Origin of the sequence: Sphingomonas sp., assembly GCF_035555815.1 — a bacterium.
In the GTDB taxonomy this organism is placed as follows: Bacteria; Pseudomonadota; Alphaproteobacteria; order Sphingomonadales; family Sphingomonadaceae; genus Sphingomonas.
In genome coordinates this window covers 1-13,456 of sequence record NZ_DATMGG010000055.1, presented here as the reverse complement: position 1 = coordinate 13,456, position 13,456 = coordinate 1, and the positions used below count along the sequence as shown (strand labels likewise).

15 protein-coding genes are annotated in these 13,456 nt (G+C 69.4%); 8 read left to right on the top strand and 7 right to left on the bottom strand.

Going from position 1 to position 13,456, the window contains the following annotated elements; all coding sequences use genetic code 11:
* Both VNR91_RS03175 and VNR91_RS03170 read left to right on the top strand, forming a co-directional pair.
* Window positions 1-216: iron-sulfur cluster assembly protein (locus VNR91_RS03175; protein ID WP_325489342.1), on the top strand; the 216-nt coding region annotated here is incomplete at its 5' end.
* Complete coding sequence (locus VNR91_RS03170; RefSeq protein ID WP_325489341.1) at window positions 216-569, top strand: iron-sulfur cluster assembly accessory protein; 354 nt, start codon at window positions 216-218, stop codon at window positions 567-569. The genes VNR91_RS03175 and VNR91_RS03170, both read left to right, overlap by 1 nt.
* A 224-nt stretch (window positions 570-793) precedes the next feature.
* Here VNR91_RS03170 and VNR91_RS03165 read toward each other — a convergent pair whose 3' ends face one another.
* The 4 genes from VNR91_RS03165 to VNR91_RS03150 form a co-directional block, all read right to left on the bottom strand.
* Window positions 794-1,957: an acyl-CoA dehydrogenase family protein gene (locus VNR91_RS03165; protein ID WP_325489340.1), complete on the bottom strand. Its 1,164-nt coding sequence runs from the start codon at window positions 1,955-1,957 to the stop codon at window positions 794-796.
* On the bottom strand, window positions 1,957-2,736 hold the full coding sequence (locus VNR91_RS03160; RefSeq protein ID WP_325489339.1) for an SDR family NAD(P)-dependent oxidoreductase: 780 nt from the start codon (window positions 2,734-2,736) through the stop codon (window positions 1,957-1,959). Before VNR91_RS03160 ends, VNR91_RS03165 begins: the two co-directional genes overlap by 1 nt.
* 17 nt (window positions 2,737-2,753) lie before the next feature.
* The gene (locus VNR91_RS03155; protein ID WP_325489338.1) at window positions 2,754-3,905 is read right to left on the bottom strand and encodes an acetyl-CoA C-acetyltransferase; all 1,152 of its coding nucleotides are present in this window, start codon (window positions 3,903-3,905) and stop codon (window positions 2,754-2,756) included.
* Between the two features lie 86 nt (window positions 3,906-3,991).
* Window positions 3,992-4,648 (bottom strand): DsbA family oxidoreductase, encoded by a 657-nt coding sequence (locus VNR91_RS03150; RefSeq protein WP_325489337.1) that lies wholly within the window; start codon window positions 4,646-4,648, stop codon window positions 3,992-3,994.
* A 104-nt stretch (window positions 4,649-4,752) separates the two neighbouring features.
* On the opposite strand from VNR91_RS03150, the gene VNR91_RS03145 reads away from it, so the two are divergent.
* A complete protein-coding gene (locus VNR91_RS03145) occupies window positions 4,753-6,153 on the top strand; it encodes an L-serine ammonia-lyase (protein ID WP_325489336.1) in 1,401 nt (466 codons plus the stop codon).
* 15 nt (window positions 6,154-6,168) lie between these two features.
* Here the strand turns inward: VNR91_RS03145 and VNR91_RS03140 are convergent, their stop codons facing one another.
* Complete coding sequence (locus VNR91_RS03140) at window positions 6,169-6,936, bottom strand: phytanoyl-CoA dioxygenase family protein (RefSeq protein ID WP_325489335.1); 768 nt, start codon at window positions 6,934-6,936, stop codon at window positions 6,169-6,171.
* Between the two features lies 1 nt (window position 6,937).
* A complete protein-coding gene (locus VNR91_RS03135) occupies window positions 6,938-7,711 on the bottom strand; it encodes a phosphocholine cytidylyltransferase family protein (RefSeq protein WP_325489334.1) in 774 nt (257 codons plus the stop codon).
* A 98-nt stretch (window positions 7,712-7,809) separates the two neighbouring features.
* Here VNR91_RS03135 and aepX point away from each other — a divergent pair, with 98 nt between their 5' ends.
* From aepX to VNR91_RS03115, 4 genes are read left to right on the top strand one after another with little or no spacing between them, the layout of a single operon-like run.
* Window positions 7,810-9,432 (top strand): phosphoenolpyruvate mutase, encoded by a 1,623-nt coding sequence (gene aepX / locus VNR91_RS03130; RefSeq protein WP_325489333.1) that lies wholly within the window; start codon window positions 7,810-7,812, stop codon window positions 9,430-9,432.
* Window positions 9,432-10,568: a phosphonopyruvate decarboxylase gene (gene aepY / locus VNR91_RS03125; protein WP_325489332.1), complete on the top strand. Its 1,137-nt coding sequence runs from the start codon at window positions 9,432-9,434 to the stop codon at window positions 10,566-10,568. The genes aepX and aepY overlap by 1 nt, the downstream gene beginning before the upstream one ends.
* Window positions 10,565-11,521 (top strand): lysylphosphatidylglycerol synthase domain-containing protein, encoded by a 957-nt coding sequence (locus VNR91_RS03120; protein ID WP_325489331.1) that lies wholly within the window; start codon window positions 10,565-10,567, stop codon window positions 11,519-11,521. Before aepY ends, VNR91_RS03120 begins: the two co-directional genes overlap by 4 nt.
* Entirely contained in the window at window positions 11,522-12,610 is a 1,089-nt protein-coding gene (locus VNR91_RS03115; RefSeq protein ID WP_325489330.1) for a 2-aminoethylphosphonate--pyruvate transaminase, read from the top strand.
* On the opposite strand, the gene VNR91_RS03110 is transcribed toward VNR91_RS03115, so the two are convergent.
* Complete coding sequence (locus VNR91_RS03110; RefSeq protein WP_325489329.1) at window positions 12,590-13,180, bottom strand: CDP-alcohol phosphatidyltransferase family protein; 591 nt, start codon at window positions 13,178-13,180, stop codon at window positions 12,590-12,592. The genes VNR91_RS03115 and VNR91_RS03110 overlap by 21 nt on opposite strands.
* 110 nt (window positions 13,181-13,290) lie before the next feature.
* Here VNR91_RS03110 and VNR91_RS03105 point away from each other — a divergent pair.
* On the top strand, window positions 13,291-13,456 hold a 166-nt coding region (locus VNR91_RS03105), incomplete at its 3' end, for a 1-deoxy-D-xylulose-5-phosphate synthase N-terminal domain-containing protein (RefSeq protein WP_325489343.1).

The following is a 13,456-nucleotide window of genomic DNA, read 5'->3' as shown; positions in this document are numbered from 1 at the left end:
ATCTACAATGTCGAGATCGACGAGGGGCATGTGCTGATCACCATGACGCTGACGACGCCCCATTGTCCGGTCGCGGAATCGATGCCGGGCGAGGTCGAGCTGCGCGTCGGCGCGGTGCCGGGCGTGGGCACGGTCGACGTCAATCTGGTGTGGGATCCGCCGTGGGACCCGTCCAAGATGTCGGACGAGGCGCGGCTCGAACTGGGGATGCTGTGATGGCCACCACGCTGCGCGAACGCCCGGCCGTGCTCAATCTCACCGATCGCGCCCATGCGCGGGTGGCGGAGCTGATGGCGAAGGCGCCGGCCGATGCGGTCGGGGTCAAATTGTCGACGCCGCGCCGGGGCTGTTCGGGGCTGGCCTATTCTGTCGACTATGTGACCGAGGCCGCACCGTTCGACGAATCGATCGTCACGCCGGGCGGCACGCTCTATGTCGATGGCGCGTCGGTGCTCTATCTGGTCGGTTCGACGATGGACTGGGTCGAGGACGATTTCACCGCCGGATTCGTGTTCGAGAATCCGAACGCGAAAGGCGCGTGCGGCTGCGGCGAGAGCTTTACCGTCTGACCGTCTTCACGACGTCGTGAAGACGTTGTCGCTGGTTACCCCGGCCGGCGAGGCTTCGGCTCCGCTGGTGGGTAGGCGGGTGAGGCGCGGCCGCACCCAGAGCGCGCGATGACGGCGCTGTTCGCGTTGAATCGTCGACATGCGGTTCCCCCGGCTGGTTCTGATGGTTGGCTAGACGGTAACCATTAACCAAACGCCAACGCCAGCCCCAATCGCAGCGCCGATCACAGTGACCGCGCGATCAGCACCTTCATGATCTCGCTCGATCCGCCGTAGATGCGCTGGACCCGCGCGTTGCGGAACATCCGCGCGATCGGATAATCGTTGATGTAGCCATAGCCACCGTGAAGCTGCAGGCACTCGTCGACGATCTGCCATTCGGCCTCGGTCACCCACAGCTTGGCGATCGCGGCGGTGGTCAGGTCGAGCGTGCCGGCCATCTGGCGTTCGATGCAGTCGCCGACGAACACCTTGGCAACGGTCGCCTTCGCCTTGCACTCGGCCAGCTTGAACTGGGTGTTCTGGAAATCGAACACGCTCTGTCCGAACGCCTGGCGCTGCTTGACGTAGTCGACCGTTGTCTCGATCGCGCGTTCCATCGTCTGGATCGATCCCACCGCGATGATCAGCCGTTCGCGCGGCAGTTCGGCCATCAACTGGCGGAAGCCTTGCCCCTCGACCGAGCCCAGCAGATTGTCGGCGGGCACCCACACATCGTCGAAGAACAGTTCGGAGGTGTCCTGCGCGTCCTGCCCGATCTTGTCGAGCGCCTGCCCGCGGCGAAATCCCTCGACCGCGTCGGTCTCGACCACCAGCAGCGACACGCCGCGCGCGCCCTGCGCCGGATCGGTCTTGGCGACGACCACGATCAGGTCGGCGATCTGGCCGTTGGAAATGAAGGTCTTGGCGCCGTTGATGCGATAGCCGTCGCCGTCCCGGAGCGCGGTGGTGCGGATCGCCTGTAGATCGCTGCCCGCGCCCGGCTCGCTCATCGCGATCGCCGCGACGCGCTCGCCCGAGCACAGCTTCGGCAGCCAGCGCCGCTTCTGCTCCTCCGTACCGTGGGCAAGTATGTAGGGCAGGATGATGACGTTGTGCAGCGACAGCGCGAAGCCTTCGACGCCGTGCTTCGCAACCTGCTCGACCAGCACCACGTCGTGGCGGAAATCGCCGCCGCCGCCGCCATACTCCGCCGGGATCGCCGCCCCCAGCAATCCGGCCTCGCCCGCCTGCCGCCAGAAGGCGCGCTCGACCTGCCCATCCTCGCGCCACTTGGCGATCCGTTCGGACGGCGCCTCGCGCTCGAAGAAGCGCGACGCGGCGTCGGCGAGCATCTCCAGCTCGGGATCGCGCATGCACGGCGGCGGCGGCACGTCGATGACCGGCATCAGCGCGGCGCCATGCGGATCGCCCCGTCCAGCCGGACGTCCTCGCCGTTGAAATAGGGATTGCGCAGCATCTCCAGCGCCAGGCTGGCGTAATCCTCCGGGTTGCCCAGCCGCTTTGGAAAGGGGACAGACGCGGCCAGCGCGTCCTTCACCTGCGGCGGCGCGGCGTTCATCAGCGGGGTGTCGAAGATGCCGGGCAGGATGGTGTTGACGCGAATACCCTCGCCCGACAGGTCGCGCGCGATCGGCAGCGTCATGCCGACGATGCCGCCCTTCGACGCGGCATAGGCCGCCTGGCCGATCTGGCCGTCCTCCGCCGCGACGCTGGCGGTGTTGACGATCGCGCCGCGCTCGCCCCCGTCCAGCGGATCGAGCGTCATCATCCCCGCCGCCGCCCGCGCGATGCAGCGGAAGCTGCCGATCAGGTTCACCTGGATCACCCATTCGAACGCGGCGGTCGGGAAATATTTGATCGCGCCGGTGGCTTTGTCGCGGCTCGCGGTCTTGTATGCGTTGCCGACTCCGGCGCAGTTGACCAGGATGCGTTCCTGTCCGTGCGCGGCGCGGGCGCGGGCAAAGGCGGCGTCCACCTCTTCATCGGACCGAACATCGACCTTGCAGAAGGTGCCGCCGATTTCGACCGCAAAGCCGCTGCCCTTGTCCTCGTTGAGGTCGAACAGGGCCACCCTGGCGCCCGAAGCCGCCAGCGCGCGCGCGGTCGCCGCGCCCAGACCCGATGCGCCGCCGGTCACGATCGCGGCGGTTCCTTCGAAGATCATCGTCCTCTCCCGTTAGATTACAGCGCCTCGACGATCGTCACATTGGCCAGTCCGCCACCTTCGCACATCGTCTGCAGGCCGTAGCGCAGGCCCCGCTTGCGCAGCGCGTGGACCAGCGTGGCCATCAGCTTGCTGCCCGATGCGCCCAGCGGATGGCCCAGCGCGATCGCGCCGCCGTTGACGTTGATCCGCGCGGGATCGCCGCCGACGTGGTGCAGCCAGGCGAGCGGCACCGGGGCGAACGCTTCGTTGACCTCGTACAGGTCGATGTCCTCGATCCGCATCCCGGCGCGCTTCAGCGCCTTTTCGGTCGCGAACAGCGGCTCCTCCAGCATGATGACCGGATCGCCGCCGGTGACGGTCAGATTGTGGATGCGCGCCAGCGGCGTCAGGCCGTGGTCCTTCAGCCCGCGTTCGCTCACCACCAGCACTGCCGACGATCCGTCGCAGATCTGGCTGGCGTTGCCTGCGGTGATGACGCCGTCGGGCGCGAGCGTCTTGAGCCCGGCCAGCCCTTCCATCGTCGCGTCGGCGCGAATGCCCTCGTCGCGGTCGTGGCGCTGCGGGCCGTCCGCCGTCTCGATATCGAGCGCCACGATCTCATCGGCGAAATCGCCCCGGTCGACGGCGGCGGCGGCGCGACGATGGCTCTCCAGCGCATAGGCGTCGAGCTGTTCGCGCGTGAAGCCGTATTTGCGCGCGATCATCTCCGCGCCGTGGAACTGGCTGAACCCGCGCACGCCGAACCGTTCCTGCACCTTCGCGCTCCACGGATTGGCGCCGGCCGAGCTGGTGCCCATCGGCACCCGGCTCATATGCTCGACCCCGGCGGCGATCACCACGTCCTGCGTGCCGGACATCACCGCCTGTGCCGCGAACTGGATCGCCTGCTGCGACGAACCGCACTGGCGATCGATGCTCACCGCCGGCACGCTGACCGGCAGTTTAGACGCCAGCACCGCGTTGCGGCCGATATGTCCCGCCTGCTCGCCCGCCTGCATCACGCAGCCCATCACGACATCCTCGATCGCGGCGGGATCAATGCCGGTGCGGTCAACGACCGCGTCGAGCACCGCGCCGCCCAGATCGTTGGGGTGCCACCCCATCAGCCGTCCGTTGCGCCGCCCACCGGCGGTGCGCACTGCCTCCACGATATAGGCTTCCGCCATTCCAGCCTCTCCAAAGCATCTTCTCGCCGATAGTCATGTCAGCAAGGGTGGGGCGGGGCCAGTGGATTCTGGGCAGGGGCCGTGGGTCAGGCCGACTCCGCCTGCGCGACGATGTCGCGCAGCGCCTGTTCGAACGTCCCGGGCGGCTGGCCGCCGGAGATGAGGTAGCGGTCATCGATCACCACCGCCGGCACGCTGCTGATCCCGCGCGATTGCCACAGGCGCTCGGCGTCGCGCACTTCCTGCGCATAGCGGCCGGACGTCAGCACCGTGCGCGCCGCGTCGGCGTCCAACCCGGCCAGCACGGCGGCGGCGACGAGCACGTCATGGTCCGACGGATCGCGCCCGTTGGTGAAATAGGCCTCGAACAATGCGTGCTTCAGCGCCGTCTGACCCCCCTCGATCCCGGCCCAGTGGAGCAGGCGATGCGCGTCGAAGCTATTGTAGATCCGGCTGGTGTCCGACATCGCCATGGTGAAGCCGACAGCGGCGGCGCGTTCGCGGATCGCCGCGCGGTTCGCCTGCGACTGTTCGGGCGTCGCGCCGTATTTCTCGCCGATATGCTCAACGATATTCTGCCCGCCGGGGCCCATGTCTGGGTTGAGTTCGAACGGCTGGAAGTGGATCGTCGCGTCGACGATGTCGCCGGTCCGCGCCAGCGCCTCCTCCAGCCCGCGCAGCCCGATGATGCACCATGGGCAGGACACGTCGGAAACGAAATCGATCTTGATCGGACGGGCCATGACAGGTTCCTTTCGGTCGGTGGCCCCGATATGAGGAGCGTCCGCCCCGAAGTCACCACCTGGAACAGCCGGGGGGTTCGCGGCGAGAGGATGTTTTGCGAACCATGGCCGTGATCGACGATGCCGCACCCGCCACGGTCATGCTCGATGCGGCGCGGCCGATCAGCGTGACCGAGCTGTTCACCATCGGCGTCGGTCCGTCCAGCTCGCACACCGTCGGCCCGATGCGCGCGGCGGCGGGCTTTGCCGAGGCGGCGGTGGCGGCGGGGCCGGTCGCGCATGTGCGGTGCGAGCTGTTCGGATCGCTGGCGCTGACCGGCCGCGGCCACTCGACCGACGTGGCGATTCTGCTCGGCCTCTCCGGCCAGCGGCCCGAGGCGGTCGATCCCGACGCCATCCCTGCGCTGGTCGAGGCGATCCGCGCCGAACGGCGGCTGGTGCTGGGCGGCGCGTTCGCCGTCCCCTTTGCCGAGGAGGACGATTTGCTGTTCCGGCGCGGCGAATTCCTGCCCGGCCATGCCAATGCGATGCGTTTCATCGCCACCCATGTCGACGGCGCGGTGACGGCGGAGACCTGGTATTCGGTCGGCGGCGGCGTGGTGGTGCGCGAGGGCGAGCCGCCGGCGCGGATCAACTTCACCCTGCCGCACCCGTTCGGATCGGGTGCAGAGCTGCTCGCGATCGGCGCGGAGACCGGCCTGTCGATCGCCGAGATCGTCACCGCCAACGAGCGCGCCTGGCGCCCGGCGGAGGAGACCAGCGCGTTCCTGGGTGAGGTGCGCGCGGCGATGCTCGCCTGCATCGCGCGCGGGGTGCGGGCGGAGGGCAAGCTGCCCGGCGGGCTCAACGTCCGCCGCCGCGCGCGCGAACTGCACCAGACGCTGTTGGCGCGCGGGCCGCGCACCGATCCGTCGACGGTGTTCGAATGGGTCAGCCTGTGGGCGCTGGCGGTCAATGAGGAGAACGCCGCCGGCGGGCGCGTCGTCACCGCGCCGACCAACGGCGCCGCCGGGGTGATCCCGGCCGTGCTCAACTATTACGAGGTGTTCGCCGCCGCGCCGACCATCGCCGGCAGCCACACGCTGCTGCTGACCGCGTCGGCGATCGGCGCGCTGTACAAGAAGCGCGCGTCGATCTCGGCGGCGGAGATGGGGTGCCAGGGCGAGGTCGGCGTCGCCTGCTCGATGGCGGCGGCGGGGCTGGCGGCGGCGCTGGGCGCGACCAACGCCCAGATCGAGAACGCCGCAGAGATTGGCATGGAGCACAACCTTGGGCTGACCTGCGACCCGATCGGCGGGCTGGTGCAGATCCCGTGCATCGAGCGCAACACGATGGGCGCGATCAAGGCGATCAACGCCGCCTATCTCGCGCTGCACGGCGACGGCAACCACATCGTCAGCCTCGACGCGGTGATCGAGACGATGCGCCAGACCGGCGAGGACATGCGCAACAAGTACAAGGAGACCAGCCTGGGCGGTCTCGCGGTCAACGTGGTGGAGTGCTGACGAAAGGCCGGAACGCTAAACCCGGAACCGGTACGTCGTCCCCGGCGAGCGCTCGATATCGGGCGGGAAGCTGGCGCGCTTGTCGTCGTAATATTGCCGGCGATGGTCGCCGTCCCACGCGGCGTTATAGGTCAGATAGAGGATGCGACGCTGTGCGTCGGTCAGGTTGGGCTTCGAGGCGTGCGGGGCATAGCTGTCAAAGAACAGCACATCGCCCGGCTCGGTCGGCACCGGCACCAGCGCGAACGTCGCCATCTGATCGGCGGTCAGCGGCGTCCACTCCGCGCCGATCATGCCCGTCGCGCGCGGCGCGTCGGCCATTTCGAGGCAGCCGTTGGCGATCGTCGCGCGGTCGATCCCGACCAGGGCGGTGACGAACAGCGGCGCATAGCGCGACCAGCCCGCCTGCTGGTCCTGATGCGGCTCGAACCCGGCGCCGCCCGGCTTCTTGAAGTTGATCTTCTCCTTGAACAGCACCGCCGGCGCAGCGAACAATTGCTCGACCGCGGCCAGCAGCCGCCCGCCGCGCACCAGCGCGTCAAATCCGGCGTGCCACGGACAGAAATCCTCGATCCGCTGCATCACGCGCGTCGTGGGATCGGTCAGGCTGTCCTCATAATAGACCATATGCTGGCCCGCCACCTCGGGCAGCGCGACCAGTTCGTCGGTCCACCGCGAGATCTCGGCCGCCTCGGCCGCGCTGAACAGCCCGCGCCGGGCGACCCATCCGGTCGCGGCGAAATGGTCGACCTCATCGGCCGACAGGGGAGGCGTATCGCGCACCCTAATCGACCAGCTGGGGCAGGATCGTCGTCCGCGCCTTGGCGACATCCTCGGGGAAGTCGATCTCGGTCCAGGGCAGGTCGGTGACGTCGACCGCCACGAACGCGGCGGGATCGGCGAGGATCAGGTCGCGGATCGCCTCCTCATATTCGAGGTCGCCGCGCCCGGCCGCCATATAGGCTTCGCAAATGTCGGCGAGTGCGGCGGCCATCGCCGGGGAGAATTTGAAGAAACCCACCGATTCGCCGTGCCAGTCGTGCGCGTGTTCGGGGCGCTTGCGGAAATCGACGATGGCGTTACCCCGGAAACAGACCTTTACCGGCTCGTCGCCCGGCTCCAGCTCGCGGTCGACCAGCAGCACCGCCTCGCCGTCCGCCGCGACCAGCCGGGCGATCATCCGCGAATCATAGAGCACGTCGCCGTCCATCAGCAGCACGCTGCGCCCCGACCGCAGCCGATCGCGCTGGACCCACAGTGAGATCAGGCTGCCCCGGCGATAGTCGGGGTTGAGTGTCGTCCCCGCACGATCCCCCAGCACCGCCCGCAGCGCCCCTGCCTCATGGCCGACCGTCACGACGATGTCGGTGACGCCGTTCGCGGACAGTGCGGCCAGGTGCCGCTCGATCAGCGATCGCCCGTCGAAGTCCAGCAGTACCTTTGGCCCGTCATGGTCGTCGCCCAGCCGCCGCCCCACCCCGGCGGCGAGCAGGATGGTGACCGGCGGCAGCGGCTGTGGAGGGGCGGACGGGGTGGGGCTCGGGTCGCTTGTCTGCATGTCCGGGCGGCTATAACGCTCCGCCATGTCGTGGCCAAGATTGCGGACTATTCGCGCTGGTCACCCGTTTGCGTCACGATATTGAAAGCCCGGTTCGCATGAACGACCTTGCCAGCGCCTTCACACCCGCCCCCGGCCGCGCCGCCCGGCTGCGCGCGATGATCGAGCGCCCCCAACTGGCCTTTCTGATGGAGGCGCATAACGGCCTGTCGGCCAAGATCGTCGAGGAGGCCGGATTCGGCGGCATCTGGGCGTCCGGGCTCAGTATTTCGGCCAGCCTCGGGCTGCGCGACAGCAACGAGGCGTCGTGGACCCAGGTGCTCGACGTGCTGGAGTATATGGCGGACGCGACCAGCCTGCCGATCCTGGTCGACGGCGACACCGGCTACGGCAATTTCAACAACGTCCGCCGGCTGGTCCGCAAGCTGGGCGAGCGCAACATCGCCGGGGTATGCATCGAGGACAAGCTGTTCCCAAAGACCAACTCGTTCATCGGCGAGGAACAGCCGCTGGCCGACATCGGCGAGTTCTGCGGGCGGATCGCGGCGGGCAAGGACAGCCAGACCAGCGACGATTTCGTGATGGTCGCGCGCGTCGAGGCGCTGATTTCCAGCCGGCCGATGGAGGAGGCGCTGCGCCGGGCGGAGGCGTATCACGCCGCCGGGGCCGATGCGATCCTGATCCATTCGAAGAAGACCGATGCGGCCGAGATCTTCGACTTCTGCCGCCGCTGGGGCAATCGCGCGCCGGTGGTGATCGTGCCGACCACCTATTACCCTACGCCGACCGAGCTGTTCCGTGAAGCGGGCATCTCGACGGTGATCTGGGCCAACCATCTGCTGCGATCGTCGATCAGCGCGATGCGGGAGACCGCGCGCGCGATCCACGCCGAACAGTCGCTCGCCAACGTCGAGGGGCGGGTGGTGCCGGTCAAGGACATCTTCCGCCTGATGGGCAACGCCGAGCTGGAGGCGGCCGAGCGCCGGTATCTGCCCGAGACGCCGCGCCCGCGTGCGGTGGTGCTGGCGGCGTCGGGCGGCGATCTGGGCGAGCTGACCCGCGACAAGCCCAAGTGCATGATCGACGTGCGCGGCCAGTCGTTGCTGGCGCGGCAGGTGGCGACGTTCGCCGATAGCGGTGTGCGCGACATCACCGTGGTGCGCGGTTTTGCCAAGGCGGCAGTGGTGGTCGACGGCATCCGCACCGTCGACAACGATCGCTTCGCCGACACCGGGGAGGCCTATTCACTGGCGCAGGCCGATGCGGCGCTGTCGGGCGAGCTGGTGGTCGCGTATGGCGACGTGCTGTTCCGCAACTACATTCTGGAGAGCCTGCTCTCGAGCAAGGCCGATGTCGTGATCGCGGTCGACGCGCTGCACCGCCACGACACCCGCGAACGCGATCTGGTGCTCGCCGATCATGGCTTTTCGGGCAATTATCTCGACGATGCGCCTGCGCAGATGGTGCGGATGGGCAGCGATCTGGGGACGACCGCCAGCGGTGAGTGGGTCGGTCTTGCGCGGTTCAGCGCCGCCGGCAGCGAATGGCTGCGCGCGGAGATCGCCGCGCTCGATTCGGAGGGGCTGCTGGAGCGCGCCGACCTGCCGATGCTGCTCACCCGAATCGCGGCGAAGCATCCGGTGCGGGTCAAATATTTCACCGGCCACTGGATGGACGTCAACACGCTGGCCGACGTCGCAGACGCGCGCAATTTCACCTGATGATCACCGCCGATCAGTTCATGGACGCGGCGTCCGCCGCCGGGTTCGATTTCTACACCGGCGTGCCGTGCAGCTACCTGACGCCGCTGATCAACGGCGTGCTGTCCAACCGCGCGCTGCGCTACGTCGGCGCGGCGAGTGAGGGGGAGGCGGTGGCGATCGCGGCGGGCGCATGGCTGGCCGGGCGGCGAACGGTGACGATGTGCCAGAACTCTGGCCTCGGCAACATGGTCAACCCGCTGACGTCGCTCAACGCGCCGTTCCGCATCCCGACCCTGCTGGTCACCACCTGGCGCGGGCGGCCGGGCGAGCCGGACGAGCCGCAGCATGTGGTGATGGGGGAGATTACCCACGACCTGTTGTCGCTGATGCGAATCCCGCACCGGGCGTTTCCGAACGATGCCGCCGCGATCGCCCCGGCCCTCGCCGAAGCGGCAGGGGCGATGGACGCCGGGAGCCTGCCGTTCGCCTTCGTCATGGCCAAGGGCGACGTCGCCGACACCGCGCTCGATCAGCCGGCGCGCGCGCTGCCGGGGCCGGGCCGCCGCGCCGATCATCGCACCAGGCGCGCGCGGCCGGCCCGCGCGGCGGTGCTCGAACGGTTCCTCGCGCTCACCGACGATGCGACGGCGGTGATCGCTACCACCGGCAAGGCGGGGCGCGAGCTGTTCACACTCGCCGACCGCGACCAGCACCTCTATCAGGTCGGGTCGATGGGCGGCGCGTCGGGCATGGCGCTGGGCGTCGCGCTCAATACCCCCCGCCGCGTGGTGGTCATCGACGGCGACGGCGCCGCGCTGATGAAGCTCGGCACGCTGGCGACGATCGGGGCGGAAGCGCCGGTCAACCTCATCCACCTGCTGCTCGACAATGGCGTGCATGATTCGACCGGCGGGCAGGCGACGGTATCCGCATCGGTCGATTTCGCCGGCGTCGCGCTGGCGTGCGGCTATCGCTATGCCGCCGCTTGCGACGATCTCGCCGGGTTCGATCGCGCGTGGCGCGATGCCGCGACGATCGGCGGGCCGGCGATGATCCACATGCGGATCGCGCCGGGATCGATGGCGACGCTCGGCCGCCCGACCGTGTCGCCCGACGTGGTGGCGCGGCGGTTCAGGGCATTCCTGGCGGCGTGAAGCGGTCGGCGATCCTCGCGGTCGCGGTCGGGCTGGTGCTCGCCATCACGTTGATCGCGACCAACGACGTCGCCGCCATCGCCGCCGCGCTGCGTCAGGCGGGGTGGGGGATCGTGCTGGTGGTGCTGCTCCACCTGCCGCAGACGCTGGCGTCGGCGATGGGGTGGCAGGCGCTGCTTGAGCGACGCGCGCCGCTGCCGTTCGCCTATGGCCTGCGCTGGGTGCGCGAATCGGTCAATGCGCTGCTGCCGGTCGCGCAGCTGGGCGGCGATCTGGTCCGCGCGCGCCTGCTCGCGCGGCGCGGCACGCCGCTGCCGGCGGCGGTCGCGGCGAACATGGTCGATCTGTCGGTGGAGACGGGAACGCAGGCGCTGTTCACCATCCTGTGCGTCGCGTTGCTGGTCGCCGGGCCGCACGGCGGCGAGGCGTTGCCGCTCGCGATCGGCCTCGCGGCGGCGGGGGCGTCGGTAGCGATCGCCTTTGCCGTGGCGCAACGGTTCGGCCTGTTCGCGCTGATCGAACGCGGGGTCGCCCGGTGGACGCGTGGCCGCGACCTCGCGGGGCTGCACGACGCGGTGGTGGCGCTGTACGGCCGGCCGGGGCCGTTGGCGCGCTCGTCCTCGCTGCATCTGGCGTCATGGTTGCTCGGCGGGCTGGAGATCTACGCGGCGCTTCACGCGCTCGGTATCGACGCGAGCCTGCGCGAGGCGATCGTGATCGAGGGGCTGGCGCAGGCGGTGCGCAGTGTCGGCTTCCTCGTCCCCGGCGCGCTGGGGGTGCAGGAGGGCGGATACCTGCTGATCGGCGCGATGTTCGGCATCGCCGCGCCGCAGGCACTGGCGCTGGCGCTGATCCGCCGTATCCGCGAACTGGCGCTGGGCCTGCCCGGTCTGGCGCTGTGGCATCGACTCGAAGCGCGGCCGGCCGCGCCGGCGACCGGAGGAGCGACCTGAATGACTCGACCGCTGCTGCTCACCCCCGGCCCGCTCACCACCGCTCCGCGCGTGCGCCGGGCGATGGACGCCGACTGGGGATCGCGCGACCCCGCGTTCATCGCGCTCACCGCCGAGCTGCGCGAACGGCTGCTCGTGGTGGCGAACGGCGCGGGCACCCATGTCGCGGTGCCGATCCAGGGCAGCGGCACCTATGCGCTGGAGGCGGCGGCCGACACGCTGATCGGGCCGGACGACCGGCTGCTGGTGTTGATCAACGGCGCCTATGGCGAGCGCATGGCGGCGATCGCGCGGCGGCTGGGACGTCAGGTCGCGGTGCTGCACTGGGAGGAGGACGAGCCGGTCGATCCGTCGGCGGTCGCCGCCGCGCTGCGCGACGACCCGGCGATCACCCACGTCGCGGTGGTGCATGTCGAGACGACCACCGGCCTGCGCAATCCGCTGGAGGCGATCGCGGCGACCGTCGCCGATACCGGGCGCCGGTTGATCGTCGATGCGATGGCCAGCTTTGGCGCGCTGCCGATCGATCTGGCGACGCTGCCCGCCGCTGCGATCCTCGCGTCGAGCAACAAATGTCTGGAGGGGCCGCCGGGGCTGGCGTTCGCGCTGGTCGATCGCGCCGTGCTGGAGGGGTGTGCCGGGCGCAGCCGCTCGACCAGCCTCGATCTCCACGCCCAGTGGCGCGGGTTCGAAGGCAACGGCCAATGGCGCTTCACCCCGCCGGTGCAGGTGGTCGCCGCGACGGTCGAGGCGCTGCGCCTGCTGGACGCCGAAGGCGGCGCGGCGGCGCGGCTGGACCGCTATGCCGCCAATCTCGATGTGCTGCTGGCCGGTGCGGGGCGGCTGGGGCTGGAACTCTACCTCGATCGCGATCTTCAGGCACCGATCATCGCCACCTTCCGCCGCCCGCCCGATCTTGACTTCGCCGCTTTGTACGATGCCCTCGCCGCGCGGGGGTTCCTGATCTATCCGGGCAAGCTCACTCGCGGCGAATCGTTCCGCATCGGCTGCATCGGGGCGGTGACGCCGGCTGATTTCACCCGCCTCGTCGCGGCGCTGGAGCCGGCGCTAGCGGCGGCGCGATCGTAGTGCGAGCAGCGCCAGCACCAGCGCGGCGACCGGCGTGATCACCGCCGCCGCGATCGTCATCGGCCACGCCAGCCCGCCCCAGATCAGCAGCGGCACCAGCACCATCGCGTCGTCCGGGTCGACGGTGATGCCGTCGCTCAGGTCGAGGCCGCGCACCTGAGCGATGTTGATCACGTTCAACTCGGCGAACAGCGTGCCGATGCCGATCCCGGCGACGACGCCGGTCCACAGCGCGGCGCTGCCGTGGCTGCCGATCAGCCCGATGCCCAGCCCGACGAAGGCGGCGACGCTGGCGATGCAATCGGCCGCGAGGTCGTAGCGATGGCCGGCGCGGCTCATCCGCCCCGTCTGACGCGCCAGTTCGCCGTCGGCCCTGTCGAGCAGCAGCGAGAGGAGGAAGATCGCCGCGCCGACCGCCAGCGCGCCCGCCGTGCCCCGCGCGAAGCAGAAAGCCGCCGCCAGCCCGGTCGCCAGCCGCAGCGTGGTGATGTGATTCGGCGTGATCCGCGTCGGCGCGATCAGCCGGACGGCGGGGCGGACGATGCGGTGGATGACGGTATTCTGGCTCAATTCCTGCTCCGGATCGTTGCGCCGGTAACCGGTGCACGCCCGTTCGCGGGAATCAAGTCTTTGTGTTCGCGGGCGGCGTGATTAAAACAGGGGTTTGGAGCGTTTTGTCTATGGCTATCGAACCCGTTACCCCGCTTCTTGATACGGTGAAGCTGCCCGAGGATCTGCGCAAGCTGGCACCGGGTGACTTACGGCAGCTGGCGGACGAGCTGCGTCAGGAAACGATCGCGGCGGTCGGGGTGACGGGAGGGCACCTCGGTTCCGGGCTGGGCGTGG

What these genes read in the sequence shown, in the direction of transcription:
- VNR91_RS03170 (WP_325489341.1), top strand. Translation starts at nt 216, where the DNA reads ATGGCCACCACGCTGCGCGAACGCCCGGCCGTGCTCAATCTCACCGAT.
- VNR91_RS03165 (WP_325489340.1), bottom strand. Translation starts at nt 1,957, where the DNA reads ATGCCGGTCATCGACGTGCCGCCGCCGCCGTGCATGCGCGATCCCGAG.
- VNR91_RS03160 (WP_325489339.1), bottom strand. Translation starts at nt 2,736, where the DNA reads ATGATCTTCGAAGGAACCGCCGCGATCGTGACCGGCGGCGCATCGGGT.
- VNR91_RS03155 (WP_325489338.1), bottom strand. Translation starts at nt 3,905, where the DNA reads ATGGCGGAAGCCTATATCGTGGAGGCAGTGCGCACCGCCGGTGGGCGG.
- VNR91_RS03150 (WP_325489337.1), bottom strand. Translation starts at nt 4,648, where the DNA reads ATGGCCCGTCCGATCAAGATCGATTTCGTTTCCGACGTGTCCTGCCCA.
- VNR91_RS03145 (WP_325489336.1), top strand. Translation starts at nt 4,753, where the DNA reads ATGGCCGTGATCGACGATGCCGCACCCGCCACGGTCATGCTCGATGCG.
- VNR91_RS03135 (WP_325489334.1), bottom strand. Translation starts at nt 7,711, where the DNA reads ATGCAGACAAGCGACCCGAGCCCCACCCCGTCCGCCCCTCCACAGCCG.
- aepX (WP_325489333.1), top strand. Translation starts at nt 7,810, where the DNA reads ATGAACGACCTTGCCAGCGCCTTCACACCCGCCCCCGGCCGCGCCGCC.
- aepY (WP_325489332.1), top strand. Translation starts at nt 9,432, where the DNA reads ATGATCACCGCCGATCAGTTCATGGACGCGGCGTCCGCCGCCGGGTTC.
- VNR91_RS03115 (WP_325489330.1), top strand. Translation starts at nt 11,522, where the DNA reads ATGACTCGACCGCTGCTGCTCACCCCCGGCCCGCTCACCACCGCTCCG.